The 18,174-nt window shown below is 58.0% G+C and carries 18 protein-coding genes; 10 read left to right on the forward strand and 8 right to left on the reverse strand.

Annotation, left to right across the window (positions count from 1 at the left end; translation table 11 throughout):
- Nucleotides 1–84 precede the first annotated feature (84 nt).
- Nucleotides 85–402: a hypothetical protein gene (locus MCG44_RS04390; protein ID WP_186852782.1), complete on the forward strand. Its 318-nt coding sequence runs from the start codon at nt 85–87 to the stop codon at nt 400–402.
- Nucleotides 403–643: 241 nt separating this feature from the next.
- Here the strand turns inward: MCG44_RS04390 and MCG44_RS04395 are convergent, their stop codons facing one another.
- The 4 genes from MCG44_RS04395 to MCG44_RS04410 all read right to left on the reverse strand — a co-directional run bounded on the left by MCG44_RS04395 (nt 644) and on the right by MCG44_RS04410 (nt 5,705).
- The gene (locus tag MCG44_RS04395; RefSeq protein ID WP_240286993.1) at nt 644–1,972 is read right to left on the reverse strand and encodes a CCA tRNA nucleotidyltransferase; all 1,329 of its coding nucleotides are present in this window, start codon (nt 1,970–1,972) and stop codon (nt 644–646) included.
- Between the two features lie 84 nt (nt 1,973–2,056).
- Nucleotides 2,057–3,211, reverse strand: coding sequence for a DHHW family protein (locus MCG44_RS04400; protein ID WP_240286995.1), 1,155 nt, complete (start codon nt 3,209–3,211; stop codon nt 2,057–2,059).
- A 13-nt stretch (nt 3,212–3,224) separates the two neighbouring features.
- Complete coding sequence (locus MCG44_RS04405) at nt 3,225–4,628, reverse strand: MBOAT family O-acyltransferase (RefSeq protein WP_240286997.1); 1,404 nt, start codon at nt 4,626–4,628, stop codon at nt 3,225–3,227.
- A 93-nt stretch (nt 4,629–4,721) separates the two neighbouring features.
- Nucleotides 4,722–5,705: an Ig-like domain-containing protein gene (locus tag MCG44_RS04410; RefSeq protein WP_240286999.1), complete on the reverse strand. Its 984-nt coding sequence runs from the start codon at nt 5,703–5,705 to the stop codon at nt 4,722–4,724.
- A gap of 266 nt (nt 5,706–5,971) precedes the next feature.
- Between MCG44_RS04410 and MCG44_RS04415 the strand changes: the two genes are divergently transcribed.
- From MCG44_RS04415 to MCG44_RS04425, 3 genes are read left to right on the forward strand one after another with little or no spacing between them, the layout of a single operon-like run.
- A complete protein-coding gene (locus MCG44_RS04415; RefSeq protein WP_186852778.1) occupies nt 5,972–6,331 on the forward strand; it encodes an ArsR/SmtB family transcription factor in 360 nt (119 codons plus the stop codon).
- Nucleotides 6,332–6,375: 44 nt separating this feature from the next.
- Entirely contained in the window at nt 6,376–6,597 is a 222-nt protein-coding gene (locus tag MCG44_RS04420; RefSeq protein WP_147570808.1) for a cation transporter, read from the forward strand.
- 56 nt (nt 6,598–6,653) lie between these two features.
- Nucleotides 6,654–8,567: a heavy metal translocating P-type ATPase gene (locus tag MCG44_RS04425; RefSeq protein ID WP_147570807.1), complete on the forward strand. Its 1,914-nt coding sequence runs from the start codon at nt 6,654–6,656 to the stop codon at nt 8,565–8,567.
- Nucleotides 8,568–8,624: 57 nt separating this feature from the next.
- On the opposite strand, the gene MCG44_RS04430 is transcribed toward MCG44_RS04425, so the two are convergent.
- Nucleotides 8,625–8,945, reverse strand: coding sequence for a hypothetical protein (locus MCG44_RS04430; RefSeq protein ID WP_147570806.1), 321 nt, complete (start codon nt 8,943–8,945; stop codon nt 8,625–8,627).
- Entirely contained in the window at nt 8,942–10,099 is a 1,158-nt protein-coding gene (locus MCG44_RS04435; protein ID WP_240287001.1) for a hypothetical protein, read from the reverse strand. The genes MCG44_RS04430 and MCG44_RS04435 overlap by 4 nt, the downstream gene beginning before the upstream one ends.
- A 186-nt stretch (nt 10,100–10,285) precedes the next feature.
- Between MCG44_RS04435 and MCG44_RS04440 the strand changes: the two genes are divergently transcribed.
- The 4 genes from MCG44_RS04440 to MCG44_RS04455 all read left to right on the forward strand — a co-directional run bounded on the left by MCG44_RS04440 (nt 10,286) and on the right by MCG44_RS04455 (nt 13,753).
- On the forward strand, nt 10,286–10,930 hold the full coding sequence (locus MCG44_RS04440) for a ubiquitin (protein ID WP_147570804.1): 645 nt from the start codon (nt 10,286–10,288) through the stop codon (nt 10,928–10,930).
- A 20-nt stretch (nt 10,931–10,950) separates the two neighbouring features.
- Nucleotides 10,951–11,625, forward strand: coding sequence for a response regulator transcription factor (locus MCG44_RS04445; protein WP_147570803.1), 675 nt, complete (start codon nt 10,951–10,953; stop codon nt 11,623–11,625).
- 45 nt (nt 11,626–11,670) lie between these two features.
- Nucleotides 11,671–12,174 (forward strand): hypothetical protein, encoded by a 504-nt coding sequence (locus MCG44_RS04450; protein ID WP_240287003.1) that lies wholly within the window; start codon nt 11,671–11,673, stop codon nt 12,172–12,174.
- Nucleotides 12,175–12,280: 106 nt separating this feature from the next.
- Entirely contained in the window at nt 12,281–13,753 is a 1,473-nt protein-coding gene (locus MCG44_RS04455; RefSeq protein ID WP_240287005.1) for a sensor histidine kinase, read from the forward strand.
- A gap of 168 nt (nt 13,754–13,921) precedes the next feature.
- On the opposite strand, the gene dpaL is transcribed toward MCG44_RS04455, so the two are convergent.
- Both dpaL and MCG44_RS04465 read right to left on the reverse strand, forming a co-directional pair.
- Complete coding sequence (dpaL, locus tag MCG44_RS04460; RefSeq protein WP_240287007.1) at nt 13,922–15,133, reverse strand: diaminopropionate ammonia-lyase; 1,212 nt, start codon at nt 15,131–15,133, stop codon at nt 13,922–13,924.
- A 78-nt stretch (nt 15,134–15,211) separates the two neighbouring features.
- Nucleotides 15,212–16,123, reverse strand: a complete 912-nt coding sequence (locus MCG44_RS04465; RefSeq protein ID WP_240287009.1) for a hemolysin family protein — start codon at nt 16,121–16,123, stop codon at nt 15,212–15,214.
- Between the two features lie 201 nt (nt 16,124–16,324).
- Between MCG44_RS04465 and MCG44_RS04470 the strand changes: the two genes are divergently transcribed.
- Complete coding sequence (locus tag MCG44_RS04470) at nt 16,325–16,675, forward strand: hypothetical protein (RefSeq protein ID WP_186852773.1); 351 nt, start codon at nt 16,325–16,327, stop codon at nt 16,673–16,675.
- A gap of 176 nt (nt 16,676–16,851) precedes the next feature.
- Complete coding sequence (locus tag MCG44_RS04475; RefSeq protein WP_263858375.1) at nt 16,852–18,168, forward strand: chloride channel protein; 1,317 nt, start codon at nt 16,852–16,854, stop codon at nt 18,166–18,168.
- Nucleotides 18,169–18,174: the final 6 nt, after the last annotated feature.

The following is an 18,174-nucleotide window of genomic DNA, read 5'->3' on the forward strand; positions in this document are numbered from 1 at the left end:
CATGGCATCCAAATTTGCCTCGGTCTTTTTTGCTTTTTAGAAAATTATGATACCGATAAATTGAAGTTGTAGGAAGAAATAGATATGCAAGAAAGATATAATTTTTGTGAATGGGATGAAGAAACATTCAAACTCCCAGATGAATACTTACTTGATGAAAATAGTGATTTGGCAGAGGCTTTGAATGTCTTTTATTCAGCAGGTGGTTACGATTTTTTTAATGTTATGGAACCTAAATATTATTCTGGTAATTGGTTGGATTTTGTAGGGAGTTTATATGCTGAAATAGAGGATAATAAATATCAACCCAGAGGAAAGAAATATATTATCCCCTTGACTGGTTCACAAAAACAAGAATTACTTGACAGAGGTGTTCCAAAAATCTTTTTAACAAACTTGTGAAGTTGAATTTAGCGCACAGTCAATACAATAAGGCGGAAATATTATTTGTGCTGCTAAAATGGTACTCAACTTTACAGAACCAACTTATGCGGGGATATGGGAAAATACACACAGAAACGGGAAGACCATGGAAAATACAGGTTTTTTCTTCCCTTATATAAATACTTGTAAGAAGTTATAAGACGAGTTTAATAAAAAACCCATAAAAAAATCCGCCCATACCGATGCGTGGGCGGATTTTTTATGGGGAAAGATACCTCTCCAGGGCGGAGAGAAGGGCGGAACGCTCGTTGGGCAGCTCTCCCTGGGCCACATAGTCCAGGAGCTCGTGCAGAGCCTGTCCGATTTGGGGACCGGCCAGACCGGACTTCAGGGCGTCGTGCCCGTTGACCGCCAGAGTCCGGAGGGAAAGACAGGCATTTTCCTCCAACAACTGCCGCCCCAGCGCCTCCGCCCGCTCCAGCGGAGCGGACTCCTCCGCCTTGAGCGGCGGGGCACAGGCGGATGCGTCCGCCCCTTTGAGAGCCAGCAATTGGAAGAAGCACTCCTCTCCCAGCCTGGACAGCCACCGGCCGGCCCACCGCCGGGTAGGCTCCACCGGCAGGTGATGGCGGGAGATCAGGATGGCCGCCCGCTCCCGGGTGGCGTTGTCCAGGCGAAGGCGGGCCATAGCCCGCTCGGCCAGCGGTACGCCCAGGCGGTCGTGGCCATAGAAATGCCCGATGCCCCGCTCATCCAGGAAAAAGGAGGCGGGCTTCCCCACGTCATGAAGAAGGGCGGCAAGTCGGAGAGCGGGGGAGGGGGGGACCAGGGCAGCCGTCTTGACGCTGTGGGTATACACGTCCCAGCGGTGGTGTGGATTACGCTGGTCAAAGCCCACCGCAGGGCCCAGCTCCGGAAGAATTTGGGTCACTACGTCGGGGAAGTCCAACAACACCTGCTCCGCTCCGGGGGAGCAGAGTAGCCGGAGAAATTCAGCGGAAATACGTTCCCAAGCCACCATGGACAGCTGGGGAGCGTGTCCGTGGATGGCGTCGGCGGTGTCCGGGTGGATGGTAAAACGAAGCTGACCGGCCAGCCGGAGTCCCCGGAGGAGCCGCAGGGCGTCCTCCTCCATTCGCCGGTCCGGATCCCCTACGCAGCGGATCAGCCGAGCGTTCAAATCCTCTTGACCGCCAAACCGGTCGATCAGTCCCTCCGGACCCCAGGCCATGGCGTTGATCGTGAAGTCCCGGCGGGCCAGGTCATCAGTGAGGTCGCTGGTAAATTCCACCTGGTCCGGATGCCGGTGGTCGGAGTAGCTCCCCTCCCGGCGGAAGGTGGTTACCTCCACAGGGAGGCCGTCGGACAGGACAGTGACCGTGCCGTGCTTCAGACCGGTATTCAGACATGGAAAGCCGGCGCAGCAGGACAGTATCTCCCAAGGCAGGGCGGAGGTGGTCACATCGTAGTCATGGGGCGGGATGGACAGAAGGCTGTCCCGGACGCAGCCCCCCACCAGCACCGCCTGATGGCCGGACCGCCTCAACTGCTGGACGACCGCCAGTGCCCTGCTGTCCCAGTTTGTCATGCCACTCACCTCCTGTTGGGATTATCTTATCAGAGCGGGTGGAAAAAAACAAGGCCGGGACGTCCCAATGTCCCGGCCCGGAAATCACCGCCCCAGAACAAAAAGATTCTGGTCGGTGGCAAAATTGGAGAAAGAGTAGAGCACAAGCACCGAGTCAATGCCGTTGTCTGCTACATAGTCCTTCACGCTGCTCAGATTGTTCCGGGGATCAAAGAGGTGAACCTCAGAAAATCGCTCCGTCAGGAAGGGAGCCAGGGAGTCGGAGTAGGAATCCCGGATGACCAGCACCTTGGGGCCATCTACCTGTGGGTTCTCGATGACGCACAGGGGCTGGCGCCCCCCCAGGAAGTAGGAGTATTTATCCTTCACTTCTAAAAAGCTGTCCACATATAGACTGCCTTCACTGGGCTCAGAGCCGAACCAGGAGGTCACCTTCAGCCCCTCGCCAGACACATAGGTATCGATGGAGTCAGGGGCCACCCAGCGAACTCCGGAGGTGGAGAAGGTAGTGCCGAAGAACTGGTCAGTGACCGTAGTCTTCTGGTAATCATCCAGATCCAGCGGATCCAGACTCATAGCCTCAAAGATGGCGTTGGCCCCGTAGAAGGCCCCCAGGCTGGTCCAGTGGTGGTCGGTGCGGTAGTAGATGTCCTCGCCGCTGTGGGCGGCCAGAGCGCCTGCCATGTCGATGGTAGAGGCCCCGCTCTGAAAATACATCTGGTCAATGAGGGAAAACTCGTCCGCTGTGGGCGCACCAGCGGGCAGGCGGTCTGCCCAGATGGCAGAGGAGGAGGGGATGATGCCCAGGTACACCGGGACAGACACATTGCCTGCCAGCGTGTCCACAAAGCCGAGGCGGGTCAGAAGCCCCTGCTTGGCAGAAACGCCCGCCTGAGCGGGGGTATCCTCCCAGGCGGGGGTATCCACCCGGTTCAGGAGGGTGTCCTGCTTACCGAAATAGACCCCGTTGTTCTCCCGCTTGCCGGACAGACGCTCACACCAGGCTTTGGCGGCCACCCAGAAGTCCCGGCCGGCGATATGGTCGGCCACATAGTCCTCGGCCTGTTCCATAAAGGTGCCGTCTGTGACTGTTTCCACGCTGAATTTGGGCGGCTTCTGGAGATAGCGGTTCTCCAGCTCGGACATCTCCTTGTCCGGCAGGAGAGTGCTGACCACCAGCATCCCGCCAAGGAAGGTGCAGAACAGGGCAGTGATAAACTTGTTGTACTTGTTTGACATAGTCTGCGCCTCCTTAGAAACGGAAATAGAGGAAGGGATTGTAGGTGCCGTCCACCAGATAGGCGGTGCACACCAACAGGCCGGCTATGATGGCGGCGGCACCTGTTACCTGCGCTGCCCGCTGAGGGAGCCTGTGGTACAGTTTTGCGCCCAGAGGGGTGGAGGAGAGGGCCGCCAGCGCCAGGATGGGCAGATAGCTGATGAAATAGTAGCCCAAAGTGCCGTCCGCCAGAGGAGCGCCCCCCAGACCGAACATCACCTTCAGATAGCCGCCCAGCCGAGAGGCGTCCTCGATGCCAAAGATAGCCCAGCTGACAAGGACAAAAAACATGGTATAGACATGGCCCACCAGGGCTGGGGCCTTTTTCAACGCATCCAGCAGGAAAAACTTTTCTACCATCAGAAGGGCAAAGAAATACAGTCCCCAGATGAGATAGTTCCAACTGGCCCCGTGCCAGATGCCGGTGGCCGCCCACACGACGAACAGGTTGAACATCCAGCGGCCCTTGGAGCAGCGGTTGCCCCCCAGGGGGATATACAGGTATTCACGGAACCAGGTGGACAGGGAGATGTGCCACCGCCGCCAGAACTCGGTGATACTCTTGGAAATATAGGGGTAGTTGAAGTTGGGCAGGAACTCAAAGCCCAGCATCCGGCCCAGGCCTACCGCCATGTCGGAGTAGCCAGAGAAGTCAAAGTAGATCTGGAAGGTGAAGGCCAGCACACCCAGCCAAGCCCCCGCCACGGTCAGGTCCGCCAGCGCCATGGTCTTATAGCTGTCCCACAGCATCCCCACGTTGTTGGCGATGAGCAGCTTTTTGCCAAGGCCGATCATAAACATCTGGACGCCAGAGGCAAACTTGTCCACAGTGCAGTCCCGCTGATCGATCTGGTCTCCCAGGTCCTTATACTTGATGATGGGACCGGCGATGAGCTGGGGAAACAGGGTGACGAAGGTGCCAAAGTTAAGGATGGATCGCTGCGCTCGGGCGTCTCCCCGGTACACATCGATGGTGTAGCTCATGGTTTGGAAGGTATAGAAGGAGATACCGATAGGCAGGTGGATACCCAGCACCGGCATGAAGTTCAGCCCGACCGACTGGAGAGAGGCGGCGATAAAGTCCCAGTACTTGAAGAAGAACAGCAGGGCCAGGTTGAACACGATGGAGGAGGCCACCGCCATCCGGGCACCCCTATCGTTGTCCCTCCGCTTGCAGCGTTCTACCAGCAGGCCGTGGGTATAGTCGATGGCGGTGGACAGGAACATGATGACGACATAGACCCGCTCCCCCCAGTAGTAGAAAAACAGAGAGGCGCACAGGATTACTACGTTCCGGAACTTTCGGGGCACCAAGTAGTAGATCAGCAGAGTGAGCGCCAGAAAATAAAATAAAAAGGTAGGGGTGGAAAAGACCATGAGCAACACTCCTTAAAGGAACGGCGGACGACTTGTCGTCCGCCGTGGGATCATATGGATTATAACGCTGGGGATAGGGACTTTTGCTTCGAATCAGAACAGGGCGTTGAAGGCGTCTACGATGGCGTCGCAGTTCTCATGGACAACCATCATGACATAGTTGCCGTTGCTGACAACACGGGAGTTTTCGGTCCAGATCCGGGTGGGTTCGGGATACCAGGCTCCTCCGTTGATCATACCATCGATCCGGGTCTGGAAGATGGACTTCACAGTATCCACGTCCTTACTGTCCTTCACCTGGACCAGGCCGAACTCGCCGTTGTTCATGGTCATCAGTGTGCCATAGATCAATTTTTGTTCCGCGCTTACCGCGCCCATGCCAGGATAGAGCTGTTCCATCAGATCGGCGTCTAAGAGTTGGAGCATACCAAACTCATACTGGCCCATGATATCGCTAGCAAAGGCGGATAGGTCCACGTTGCCGGCAGGGGTGGAAGTATCGCCGGAGGAGTTGCCGCTGGAGGAATCGCTGCCATCTGCGGGGCCACCCTCCTCGGGCTTCTGTTCCTCCCAGTTGCACCGGACGATGCAGGAGGCGGTCAGGCCCGTTTCGCTGTCGGTAACAGTGATAGTGGCGTTTCCAACGGCCACAGCGGTGACCAGGCCCTTGTCAGACACAGTGGCCACAGACTCATCGCTGGATTTCCAGGCCAGAACACCGCCGGCGGGATCAGCCTTGGCCTTCATTTGGAAGGTGGCTCCCGCCTTGAACAGGGTAAAGTCGCTGCGGTTTAGGGACAGGGAGGCCTGTGCCTGGGGCTCGTCCACAGGGGGCTGGGAGCTATCAGAGGAGGTGCTCCCAGAACCGTCCGGCTGGCTGCCGTCCGGCTGAGAGGCATCCGGAGCGGAGCTGTCGGGGATGGAGGTGGAGCCGTCCGGGGCCATAGTGCTCATGTCAGAATTGCTGCCAGTAGAAGAGGACTGATTGCCGGAGGAGTTATCCTCCCCCTTGGGACCACAGGCGGCCAGCAGGACCATGGACAGCGCCAAAGTCAGAGCGAATACACGTCGTTTCATGGTATTGATCTCCTTTTCTTGGGGATGGTATGGGGTTCCCCTGATGGGGATTACGACTAGTTTGACGAGGGCGGAAGAAAAAAGTTCCCTGGTAGAGAAAAAATATTTAACAGATCCATTATATTTTGTTTTTGTCTGAACAGCAAGATTTTTGTTGGAAAGACAGGAAATGAAATTTCCCCCGGCCTCTTGACAAAAGAGAAGAGGTACGCTATTATAATATCAACATATGAATAAATGTTCATATATTGAGAGGAGATGAGAGAATGGAGCGTGAAGTTATCCCCTGCTGCCAGGAGGACCGGGTCCATGTGGACGCGGTGGACCAGGTGCGCGCCCTGCTCCCCCCGGATGAGGAGCTGTATGACTTGGCGGAGCTGTTCAAAATATTTGGGGACAGCACCCGAATCAAGATCCTGTACGCCTTGCTGGAGGGAGAGCTGTGCGTCTGTGATATCGCCAAGCTCATGGAGGTCACCCAGAGCGCCGTGTCCCACCAGCTCCGGGTGCTGAAGAGCAGCAAGCTGGTCAAATTCCGCCGGGAGGGCAAGACAGTTTATTATTCCCTGGCGGACGAACATGTAGTCCGCATCTTAAGCCAGGGAATGGAGCATATCGAGGAGTAACCTGTATGCCGCGATCCAATGGATCGAGAAAAGGAGAGTATACAATGAAAAAGACGTATAAGATGATTGACCTGGACTGTGCCAACTGTGCCGCTAAGATGGAGGAGGCCATCAAGAAGATTGACGGCGTTACCTCCGCCTCTGTCAGCTTTATGACCCAGAAAATGACCATAGAGGGGGACGATGCCCGTTTTGATCAGATCGTCAAGGAGGCGGTCAAGGTGTGCAGAAAAGTAGAACCCGACTGCGAGATTGTACTGAAATAAACGTGAGGCGGCCTAAGGCCACCCATGTCCATATCCCTGTGAGAGGAGCTTTCGCCATGACAAGAAAGCAGAAAAAGACGCTCTGGCGTATTATCTTCAGCTTTGTCCTGCTGGCCGCCGCCGCCCTGCTGCCGGAGATCGAGGTACCATTTAATATGTGGCCTTATTTCGGTCAGCCCCTGGTGAATGAGGCTGGCGAACCCTATTACGCATTCCCCAGGCTGTACCTGTTTCTGATCCCCTATCTGGTCATTGGCTGGGATGTACTGTGGAGAGCTGTGCGCAATATTAAAAACGGCCAGGTCTTTGATGAAAACTTCCTTATGTCTGTCGCCACCGTGGGTGCTATGGCAGTGGGCGAATACGCCGAGGGCGTGGCAGTGATGCTGTTTTACCAGGTGGGCGAGCTGTTCCAGAACGTGGCCGTCAGCCGCAGCCGCCAGTCTATCTCCGAGCTTATGGATATCCGCCCGGACTACGCCAATGTGGAGCGGGAGGGACAACTGGTCCAGGTGGATCCGGAGGAGGTCCAGGTGGATGATATCATCGTTATCAAGGCGGGGGAGCGGGTGCCATTGGACGGGACTGTCACCCAAGGGAGCTCCGCTCTGGACACCGCCGCTCTCACCGGCGAGTCCCTGCCACGGGACGTGGAGCCGGGGGATGAGGTGATATCGGGCTGTGTCAACTTGTCCGGCCTGCTCCATGTGAAAGTGAGTAAGCCCTACGGACAGTCCACCGTGGCCCGTATCTTGGACCTGGTGGAGAACTCCAGCGAGAAAAAGGCCCAGGCGGAGCATTTTATAACCAAATTCGCCCGGTACTATACCCCTGCTGTGGTTTTTGCTGCCCTGGCCCTGGGGCTGCTTCCCTCCCTGCTGACTGGCCGGTGGGGGGTGTGGGTCCCCCGTGCCCTGAACTTCCTGGTCGTATCCTGCCCATGCGCCCTGGTCATCTCCATTCCCCTGTCCTTTTTTGGCGGGCTGGGCGGAGCATCCAAGCAGGGTATCCTGGTGAAGGGGAGCAACTATCTGGAGGCCCTGGCCAATACCGGAATCGTGGTGCTGGACAAGACAGGCACTCTGACTAAGGGCACCTTTGCTGTCACCGGAGTCCACCCCAAAGACTGCGCTCCAGAGGAGCTGTTGGAAACCGCCGCCCTGGCAGAGCAGTTCTCTACCCACCCCATCTCCAGGTCCATCGTCAAGGCCTGGGGCGGTGTTCCAGAGCAGAATAGGGTCTGCGACGTGGAGGAGATCGCCGGCCACGGGGTCCGGGCCAAGGTGGACGGCCGGGAGGTGCTGGCGGGGAACCAGAAGCTGATGGACTTGGAGAATATTCCGGTGACCACGGACCATCAACACCCTGGGACCGTCATCCATGTGGCGGTGGAAGGGGAATACGCTGGACACCTTGTTATCTCCGACCAGGTGAAGGAGGGGTCCGCCCAGGCTCTGCGGGAGCTCAAGCAGGTCGGGGTCCGAAGGACCGTCATGCTCACCGGCGACAGCCAGGGGGCCGCTCAGGCGGTGGCGGATCAGTTGGGGCTGGATCAGTTCTTTGCCCAGCTTCTGCCTGGGGACAAGGTGGAGCGGGTGGAGGATCTGCTCCGCTCCAAAGGCCCAAAGGAGAACCTGGTCTTTGTGGGGGACGGTATCAACGACGCCCCCGTCTTGTCCCGTGCGGACATCGGGGTGGCCATGGGGGCCCTGGGCTCTGACGCGGCCATCGAGGCGGCCGATGTGGTCCTGATGGACGACGACCTGCGCAAGTTGCCCGTGGCGGTGCGCATCGCCCGGAAAACGCTGACCATTGTGCGGCAAAATGTGGTGTTCGCTCTGGGGGTGAAATTCCTAGTGCTGGGGCTGTCCGCCGTTGGCCGGGCCAATATGTGGATGGCTGTCTTTGCCGATGTGGGCGTATCTGTCATCGCCATCTTAAATGCGAGCCGGATGCTGAAAGCCAGATAACCCAAAAGCCGCGGCCTAAGAGCCGCGGCTTTTTCCATAGATAGGACGGATGGGATATTACTCCAATATCTGGAACAGGCAGCCCCAGACATAGTCCAGAGCTTCAAAGCTTACCTGGGGAGAGAGGTGAAAGACCGCCCGATCCCCCTCCAGGTCCACCAAAATGCCGTGGTCCCGCTCCAACCGCGCAACCACGCTTTCCGTGGAGCGGCCGGGAAAACGGGCGAATATGGTTCCAGATGCCTGGTCCGCCTCCAGCACCTCCGGGCCGTCAGGTCCAAAGTCCCGCAGCCGGGCCTCCAGGTGTCGGACCTGCCTGGCCCGAAGGGCCTCCTTCCCGGCGGCGGAATATGTATGACGAAGGTCGATCTCTCTCATAGTCTGGTCTCCATCGGGGTATATACCACGAAATGCTCGTACCGAAGCTGACGCAGCAGCGCGGACAGGATTCGGGCGGTATTTTCCCCTCCCTCTAAAGTCAGATAAGTAGTCCTGGTACGGCCCTCCAGGCGGTTGAGGGTGTTGACCGCGAAGGTGTTGGGGCCCACGGTACCAGATGGGGAGAGGGCCATGGTCTGGTCCCAGCACACCCACCCCTCCAGCTCCAGCAGCTCCCGCTGGCCGTCAGGGACATACGCCACCGTGGTCCGGGTGTAGGCCAGATGCTCCAAAGCCCGGTTGCCCTCCTCCAGCAGCGCGCGGGTCTGGTCCAGGGTTCCTCCCTCCGCCAGGATACCGACGCTGTGCCCAGTACCCAGAATCCGCCGTACCAGGTCATCCTCCTGCTCCAGGGCCTCTGGGGTAAAGAAGAATAGTGCCTGATTGCCTGCGCTGTCCAGGGCAGACAGAATCTGATCAAGTCCCTGGCCATCCTTACAGAGAAAGGCCAGATAGGTGGATACGTTCGTGGTATTGGACTCATCCGGCTCGGTGGGAGGGGATGTGGGAGTAGTGGTATCGGGAGCGGGATTGATGGATTGGTTATATTCACGGAGGTAGCGGTTTATCAGGTTGCTGGCCGCGTCGATCAGCTTGGCGTCGGACAGGACCACCGAGTCGTTGTTGATGCGGACCAGGTAGCCCTGGCTGAAGGCGGTATAAGAGAAATCCAGACCGAAGAAGTTGCATACCATGACCACAGGCAGGTAGGGTATGCCATTTCGCATGATGGCCTGAGCGGGATAGCTCTCACCGGAGATCTCCTCCCGGCAGGTGCCGTTTTTCAGATCAAAGGTGAGCATCTGTTGTAACGTGTACAGGGTGAGCTTGTGGGTGGTGCTGGTGTGAATATAGCTGTAATCCACATCCACCAGCTTGAAGCCGCCGTTGTACTGGGCCAGAAAGACCGTATAGGGCACATACAGGACGCCGCCGGACCAGGTAGGCATGGTGTCCGCGGTCAAGGGGCGTAAATTGTCGTTGATGGAAGTGAAGTATACCGTGGAGGAGGCGGAGGAGGCGGGGGGGACAAAGACTGCCCCGCACAGGACCAGGGACAGCAGCAGCGAGATCATTCTTTTTTTCAGGTCCATGGGCGCTCCTCCTTTCGACTTCTGGTTGCGGATATCATTATATCATAGTATAATCCAATGGGCAAGACAGCCAAAGGGTGCGTTCTTTAATGAAACTTTAAGGATCGGTAAATTCCCTTTCAACACTGGTGTGGTATCCTGACCATAGAGAAAAATCGACCACTCCGGAGGAAAGGAGTTCCCATCATGGATATCACGTTGGAGCAGGTGGAGCGCCTGCGGGAAAAGGCGGACGTGAGCTACGCCCAGGCCAAGGAGGCTTTGGAGTACAGCGGAGGCAACCTGCTGGACGCCCTGATCTATTTGGAGGAGAGGGGAATGATCCCACGGCCCGAGGGGGCTTACTACTCCACCAGGGGGGGAACTTCCCCCCAGCCCGCCTCCGCCGCGGACAGCGCCTCTCAGGGTGGGGAGCGGAAGGAAAAGAAAGAGAAAAAGAAAAAGGGCGGCAGTATGGAAGTCGTCGTGGTAAAGCCAGAGAGAGGGGCAGTCAGGGGCCTGCTCCACACCTTGCGCCGCTGGCTGATCGAAAATGAGTTGGAGATCTGGCGAAAAGACAAGCCGGTCACGGCCCTGCCGGTGTTGATCCTGGTCCTGCTGGTCATCTGCGCCCCCTGGGTGGTGCTGCCCGCTTTGGTGCTGGGATTGTTCCTGGGCTTTCGGTACCGCTTCTCCGGCCCGGACTTGGAGCGGGACGAGCTGAATGACATGATGGGCACGGTGGCCGATACCGCCGCCGACATTGGGCACAAGGTCATGGAGGAATTGAAGCATGACTGGCACTCGGATGAGCCGGGCAGACAGGACCGGAACAAAGAGCGGGAAGAATAAAAAGGTCTGAGGTGATGGAGATGGCAGAGCACATCCTCCTGGTGGAGGACGAGGAGAAGCTGGCCCGCATGGTGGAGCTGGAGCTGAAATATGAGGGGTACTCTGTGGAGAAAGCCTTTGATGGCCGAAAAGGGCTGGAGCTGGCCCTGAGCGGGGCGTTTGACCTGGTGCTGCTGGACATCATGCTGCCCCAGCTGTCTGGCATGGAGGTGCTGCGCCGCCTGCGGCGGGAGAGTCAGGTCCCCGTCATCATGCTTACCGCCCGGGACAGCGTAGTGGATAAGGTGTCCGGCCTGGACTCTGGCGCGGACGACTATATTACAAAGCCCTTCGCCATCGAGGAGCTGCTGGCCCGCATCCGGGCGGCCCTGCGGACCAAGAGTGGCCGGGACAGCCAGATGCTGGCCGTCGGTCCCCTTGCAATGGAGGTGGAGAGCCGCCGGGTGACAGTGAGGGGCCAGGAGGTGGAGCTGACCAAAAAGGAGTTTGACCTGCTCCGCCACCTGCTGGAAAATAAGGGCCGGGTCCTGACCCGTGAGGCCCTGCTGGACAGTGTCTGGGGCTTTGACTTTGTGGGAGAGACAAACTCGGTGGACGTGTATATCCGCTTTCTCCGGAGCAAGATTGATGAGGCCTTCGGCATCAAGCTGATTCACACGGTCCGGGGCGTGGGCTATGTGATCAAAGAGGAGTAAGGGGCGCGACCCGCCATACCGTCAGGAGAAAAAGGAGAGAGAGCCATGGTCATCGTCTACCGTTCCAACACCGGCTTTACCAGGGAATATGCCGAAATGCTGGGCAGAGCGGAAAAAATAAAGGTGTACAGCGTCACTGAGGCGGAGCGCAGTCTGGAGTCAGGTACTGAGATATTCTATATGGGTCCCCTGATGGCAGGCCACATCGAGGGTGTGGACCAGGCGGTGAAGCGATATCAGGTCAGGGGCGTGTGCGGCGTGGGGCTCTCCCCCTCTGGCCGGCAGGTGCTGGAAACCATCTCCAGAGCCAACTATGTGCCAAACGCCCCTATTTTTTATTTGCAGGGGGGCTGGGCCCCTAAGAAAGTGAGCTGGCTGAAGCGTAGGATGGTGGGTATGGCCACAAAATCTCTGCGGGAATCCCTGCAAGACAAGGGCAGCCGCCGTACCCCTGAGGAGCAGGCCCAGCTGGATCTGCTGGTAAAGGGCGGGAGCCGCGTCGCCTTTGAGCATCTTGAGGCTATTCGGGATTGGATGAAGGACTGCTGAGGGGCCGTGCGCCACGGGTCTGAATCACGGCCCATCCCGTTTTACAGAGAAAATGGGTGCGTACAGGCCCTGAAAAGAACAGACCGCACAGAGAGGAGGCGTGCCTATGGCCCGGAAAAAGCACCGTTTTCAATCCCCCCCGCCGGCAGACCCCATTGCCGCCGCTCGGGATTCCTCTCTGGTATTTCGGCTAAATTTCGGCTTTTTCCTGCGCCAGCTTACGATTTTTCTGGTGATGGATCTGCTGCTGGCGGCCATGGCCACCACGGGCGTATTCTATTACGCGGAGAACCGGTGCGCCGGCGTGGCGGCTCTGGTGGAGGAACGGGGTGTCCCGACGGTGGAGGCCATCCCCTGGATGGAGAAGGGGGACTATACCATCACCCCCCTGAACCGTCCGCCAGAGGGCCAGCCGTCCTCCAGCTTCTCATGGCTGCCGGGGGCGGTGGCCCAGGAGACCGCCGATGGCTACCGTATGTGGGATCTGACCAGCTACTACACCATTGAGCTGTACTATGGGGACCAGCCCTACGCCATCACAGTGGATCTGTCCGGCATCGCCGGGACAGGCTATTGGGCGGGAGTCGTTCTGCTGATATGCCAATTTTTGTCCCTGGTCACCGGACTGTTCCGCAACAAGCGGTCGATCAGAAAGGTGCTCCGGCCTATCCAGGACCTAGCCGCCACTGCGGCCCGCCTCAACTCCATGACTCACATGTCCAAACGGGAGCTGGAGAGCCTGGCTGACAAGCTGGATAAGATCGACGCCACCCATCTGGACAGCCGCATCGACCTGCCCGCGACCCAGAAGGAGCTGCGCTCTCTGGCCCAGGCCATCAACGAGATGATGGACCGGGTGAACCAGGCGTACAGCGCCCAGATGCGGTTTGTGTCCGACGCCAGCCATGAGCTGCGTACCCCCATCGCGGTAATCCAGGGCTATGCCGCCCTGCTGGACCGGTGGGGCAAGTCGGACCCGGAGGCCCTTCAAGAGTCCATCGACGCCATCCGCTCCGAGGCCCAGGCCATGGAGCGGCTGGTGGAGCAGCTCCTCTTCTTGGCGCGGGGGGATAACGATTCCCAGCCGGTGAAGAGGGAGCGGGTGGACCTGATAGCCCTGGCCGGTGAGGTGCTGCGGGAGGAGGAGATGATTCATCCTGACCGGCTTCTCATTCCCTGTTGGGAGGGAGAGCCGGTAAGAGTATACGCCGATCCGGGGCTGATGAAGCAGCTGCTGCGCATCCTGATGGACAACAGCCTCAAGTACAGCCCACCCGAAGGCAGGGTATATCTGCGGGTGTCCCACAATCAGGGGTATGCAAGAGTGACCGTCCAGGACGAGGGCATGGGGATCCCTCCCGATGGCATCCCCCACATCTTCGAACGATTCTACCGCACCGACCAGTCCCGCGACAGAAAGACCGGAGGGACGGGTCTGGGACTGTCCATCGCCAAGTGGATCGTGGACCGCCACGGCGGTTGGTTTGAGGTAGTGTCCAGGGTGGATGTGGGGACTCGCATTACCTTCCTGATCCCACTGAAGGAGGACAAGCCGGGGAGTGCGTCAACAGAAGGATAGAAGCCCAACCTGCCGTTGCCGATTGCTTTCGTCAGGAGGGTATCCGCAGCAAGGTGACGCTGACGGGGTTCCTCCGTCAGAACCGTGTCGAGAGGGTGATCAACACGGCGGATAGCAGGATAGGAAAGGAAAAGGAATGGACGGCTTTGGGCCGTCCATTCCTTTTCCTTATTTTGATGGGTGGGGCCACAGGCCGTCCCATAGGATGTTGCGGTAGTTTTCCCGGTCCGTATCCCCCTCTGTGGAAAAGCAGAGGATTCGGGAAGCTTTGCCCAGGCCCAGGGCTTCCTTGAGCGGAGCCAGGTCCTTTCGGCGCAGAACTTCGGTCACAAGACCGAGGGTGGCGGCACCGCTTTCACCGGAGATGACCTGGGGATCGCCGGGCAGGGGAGCGCCCAGCACCCGCATTCCCTGAGCGGCCACATAGTCTGGAACAGAGAGAAAATGGTCCGCGTGGTCCCGCAGGATATCCCAGGAGATAGAGCAGGGCTCTCCACAGGCCAGACCGGCCATGATCGTGTCCAGCGCCCCATCCACGCGATGGAGCTGGCCGTTATTGGCCTGGGCCGTATGGAACAGACAGTTGGCCCGGTGGGGCTCCACGATGACGACTTTGGGACGGTCCTGGCCGTAGAAGTCAGCGAAAAAGGCGGCCAGGCTCCCGGCCATCGCGCCTACTCCAGCCTGAAGGAAAAGGTGGGTGGGAGGGCGGTCCTCCAACTGGCGGACCGCCTCAAGGGCCATGGTGGTGTAGCCCTCCATAATCCAGGCGGGGATATCCCAATAACCCTCCCAGGCTGTGTCCTGAATCACTACCCAGCCCTGTTCCTGAGCCTGCTGCTGGACCAGGCGGACGGTGTCGTCATAGTTCAGGTCCGTGACAGAGGCGTCTGCCCCCAGAGCCCGGATATTGGCCAGCCGCTCTGGGGAGCTGCCCTTGGGCATCCGGACCACGGACCGATGGCCCAGCTGGGCGGCGGTCCAGGCCACCCCTCGACCGTGGTTCCCGTCGGTGGCGGTGGCAAAGGTGAGCTGGCCCAGCCGATCCCGGACATGGGGGGAGGTGAGCAGAGAGAAGGTCAGATCCTCCGGCGCCAGCCCCAGCTCCCGAGCAATATAGCGCCCTATGGCGTAGCTCCCGCCCAACACCTTAAAGGCGTTGAGAGAGAACCGCCGGCTTTCATCCTTCACATGGATGGCCGCCACTCCGAGATGGGCGGCCAGACGGTTCAGGCTGGCTAGGGGGGTGGGGGCATACTGGGGGAAGCTGGCGTGAAATCGCTGGGCCGTGCGGGCCCGCTCCAGCCCAAAGGGAGCGGTGGGGGCCAGTGGACCGCCTGGCTTTCTGGTCAGGGAGACGGCCTGGATGGGGGCGTCCATAGAAATTCCTCCTTCTGTTGATGGAAAAGAATCAGGCGGAACAGCCCTGGAGCAAGACTATTCCGCCTGAAAGAAAGGTCATTTGTTGGGGGCTGGCTCTCCGGTGGGGACTTGCTGCTCCAGTTTTTCAACCAGCGCCCACTCCACCCGGCGGTCACACAGTTCCTCCACTTGGATACGCAGTCCCAGGGCCTCCACTATGGGCCGGCTGCCGTCGTCTGGGATGACGGAGAGCTGGGAAAACACCAGGCCGCCCAGCGTATCATAATCCAGGTCCTCGTCGGACAGGTCCAAGTCAAGGGCCTCGGCCAGCTCTTCCAGGTCGGCGGAGCCGGACACACGCCACTTGTTGTCCTCCAGACGGATGATATCCTGCTCCTCCTGGGGGTCAAATTCGTCGTAGATGTTGCCCACCAGCTCCTCCAGCAGGTCCTCCAGAGTGACCAAGCCGCTGGTTCCGCCGTACTCGTCCACCACCAGGGCCATGTGGGTCTTTTTCCCCTGCATATCCCGGAACAGCACATCGGCGGGCACACTTTCGGGGACAAAATAGGCGGTACGGAGCAGCTCACGAATGGGTTTGGGATCGGGCAGGTGGAAGTTGAGCAGATATTCCCGGGTGGATAGAATACCCACAATATCGTCTACGTCGTTTTGATAAACCGGGAATCGGGACAGTCCGGACTGGCGGATGGTGTCCAGAATGACGTCCTCCTCCTCATCCAATGCCAGGGTCACCATGTCGGTGCGGTGGATCATGACATCCTCTGCGGTGATGTTGTTGAATTCAAAGATATTCTCAATGAGCTCTTTTTCGTTGGACTGGATGGCGCCGGACTCCTCGCCCTCCTCCACCATAGCCATGATCTCGTCCTCGGATACCTCGTCCTCCCGGCGAAGCAGCCTCAGGAGCGGCTTGCGGGCCAGCAGGAGTACGTTGACCAGCAGACTAACAGCAAATAGGATGGGCCATATATGGTCCCCAACCACGGAAATTCCCCCTTAATAGATAAGAATATAAAATAAATGATAGCACATCTATCAGCGTTATGCAAGGGGCGTCTGTGTGGGCTCCCTGTTTACATTTGGACTGATGGGTTTTTACTCCGTCCTTTTCACTGAGTATTGAATAAATCAGAAAAATAGGATACAGTAAATATAAAGATAAACTGGATTTTATGGGGTATGAATATGAAAAGATGGACAGCACTTTTTTTGACTTTGGTCTGCATATTAGGATTAGCGGGCTGCGACAATCGAACCATGAATTATATCATAGAAAATGAGCCAAGTATTACCGGAACTGTGGAAGAAGTAAGAGATAACGCAATTATCATCTATATCAATACACAGGGATATCCTAACGGGGCAAGTTGTAAAGTTTCTTTAGATGTGGAAAACAAAGACAGCTATACCGATATATCTGTTGGCGATGAAATTGTTGTGTACTATAATGGTGAGATAGCGGAAAGCGACCCGCTACAAATAAATACGGTATACGGCATTACATTAAAAACTCCAGCGAATCAAGATGCTGAATAATTCTCTATCAGTTGTTATCGGCGCAGATACCTCTCCTCGTCATTTTGACCGAGGGAGGTTATTTATATCTAAATGTCTAAAATCTGTCCAAAGGGTAATTGGGAGGTGTGTGGGGCCCTGCTTTTGCCAGGAGACTGGAAAAAACCGATGCAAAAGCCGATGTTCTATGATATAATTTGGAGTATCGAGAGGGAAGCGGCAGGTGGTATGTGGGCCGCTCCAGGGGGGAGAAAGAAGTGTATCAGCCGTCAGACCGGGTCAGGGGGCACATAGAGGAGGGGATCTCCTTCCTGAAGTGGCTCCTGTACGCCTGCTCCATCGGGGCGCTGGTGGGCGTGGTGGGCGTGGCCTTTTACTATGGGATAGACTGGGCCACCCAGCTGCGGGGAGAGGTGCCGCGGGTGGTATGGCTGCTGCCCGCAGGTGGTGTGTCCATCGTACTGATCTACCGCATCTGTCACATGGAGCGGGACCGGGGGACAAACCTGGTGCTGGTGGCCGTGCGGGAGGCGGAGCCTATGAAGTTGCGCACCGCCCCCCTGATCTTCCTATCCACCATCATCACGCACCTTGTGGGGGGATCCGCCGGCAGAGAGGGGGCAGCTCTCCAACTGGGCGGCTCCCTGGCCGCTTTTGTGGGCCGGCAGATAAGGCTGGACCAGAAGGACGGCCGGGTGATGGTCATGTGCGGCATGGCCGCCGCCTTCTCCGCCCTGTTTGGCACGCCGCTGACGGCAGCCATCTTCGCCATGGAGGTGGTCAGTGTGGGTGTGATGTACTACGCCGCCATTGTCCCCTGTGTGTCTGCCGCCCTGGTGTCCCTCCAGGTAGCCCAGCTCTGCGGCATCCACAGCCATGGGTATGAGATCGGTCCGGCGGCGCTGTTGGGGCCCGCCACTATGGTCCAGACAGCCGTTCTGGGGGTGCTGTGCGCTCTGGTTTCCATCCTGTTCTGCAAAGTGATGCACGCCTCCCCCCGCCTGTATCAGAAGTATTTTCCCAGCACCATGCTTCGAGTGACCGTGGGGGCCCTGCTGGTGCTGGCCCTGACACTGCTGGTGGGCAATCAGGACTACAACGGAGCGGGGGACCCGGTCATCCGGCGGATGCTGTCTGGAGAAACCATTCCGGAGGCTTTTTTACTTAAAATATTGTTTACCGCTCTTACCCTGGGGGCCGGATTTCGAGGCGGAGAGATCGTACCTGTCCTGTTTACCGGCTGCGCCTTTGGTACCTGGGCCGGACCGCTGCTGGGACTGCCCCACGGTTTTTCCGGGGCCTTGGGGATGGCGGCCGTTTTCTGTGGAGCTACCAACTGCCCCATGAGCGCCCTGATGCTGGCCTTTGAGCTTTTCGGGGGCGAGGGCCTTTCCCTCCACGCCCTGTGTATCGGAGTGGCCTATATGCTGTCCGGCTACTATGGACTGTACAGCGAGCAGAAAATCGTCTATTCGAAATTTAGAACCGAATGGATCGATAAGAAGGCAAAGTGAGTGTAT

The organism is Lawsonibacter sp. OA9, from assembly GCF_022440585.1.

Excerpts from the sequence above, each read along its gene's own strand:
- MCG44_RS04395 (WP_240286993.1), bottom strand. The coding sequence starts at position 1,972 with ATGACAAACTGGGACAGCAGGGCACTGGCGGTCGTCCAGCAGTTGAGG.
- MCG44_RS04425 (WP_147570807.1), top strand. The coding sequence starts at position 6,654 with ATGACAAGAAAGCAGAAAAAGACGCTCTGGCGTATTATCTTCAGCTTT.
- MCG44_RS04415 (WP_186852778.1), top strand. The coding sequence starts at position 5,972 with ATGGAGCGTGAAGTTATCCCCTGCTGCCAGGAGGACCGGGTCCATGTG.
- MCG44_RS04470 (WP_186852773.1), top strand. The coding sequence starts at position 16,325 with ATGAAAAGATGGACAGCACTTTTTTTGACTTTGGTCTGCATATTAGGA.
- MCG44_RS04440 (WP_147570804.1), top strand. The coding sequence starts at position 10,286 with ATGGATATCACGTTGGAGCAGGTGGAGCGCCTGCGGGAAAAGGCGGAC.
- MCG44_RS04430 (WP_147570806.1), bottom strand. The coding sequence starts at position 8,945 with ATGAGAGAGATCGACCTTCGTCATACATATTCCGCCGCCGGGAAGGAG.
- MCG44_RS04390 (WP_186852782.1), top strand. The coding sequence starts at position 85 with ATGCAAGAAAGATATAATTTTTGTGAATGGGATGAAGAAACATTCAAA.
- MCG44_RS04445 (WP_147570803.1), top strand. The coding sequence starts at position 10,951 with ATGGCAGAGCACATCCTCCTGGTGGAGGACGAGGAGAAGCTGGCCCGC.
- MCG44_RS04435 (WP_240287001.1), bottom strand. The coding sequence starts at position 10,099 with ATGGACCTGAAAAAAAGAATGATCTCGCTGCTGCTGTCCCTGGTCCTG.
- MCG44_RS04405 (WP_240286997.1), bottom strand. The coding sequence starts at position 4,628 with ATGGTCTTTTCCACCCCTACCTTTTTATTTTATTTTCTGGCGCTCACT.
- MCG44_RS04450 (WP_240287003.1), top strand. The coding sequence starts at position 11,671 with ATGGTCATCGTCTACCGTTCCAACACCGGCTTTACCAGGGAATATGCC.
- MCG44_RS04420 (WP_147570808.1), top strand. The coding sequence starts at position 6,376 with ATGAAAAAGACGTATAAGATGATTGACCTGGACTGTGCCAACTGTGCC.
- dpaL (WP_240287007.1), bottom strand. The coding sequence starts at position 15,133 with ATGGACGCCCCCATCCAGGCCGTCTCCCTGACCAGAAAGCCAGGCGGT.
- MCG44_RS04455 (WP_240287005.1), top strand. The coding sequence starts at position 12,281 with ATGGCCCGGAAAAAGCACCGTTTTCAATCCCCCCCGCCGGCAGACCCC.
- MCG44_RS04400 (WP_240286995.1), bottom strand. The coding sequence starts at position 3,211 with ATGTCAAACAAGTACAACAAGTTTATCACTGCCCTGTTCTGCACCTTC.
- MCG44_RS04410 (WP_240286999.1), bottom strand. The coding sequence starts at position 5,705 with ATGAAACGACGTGTATTCGCTCTGACTTTGGCGCTGTCCATGGTCCTG.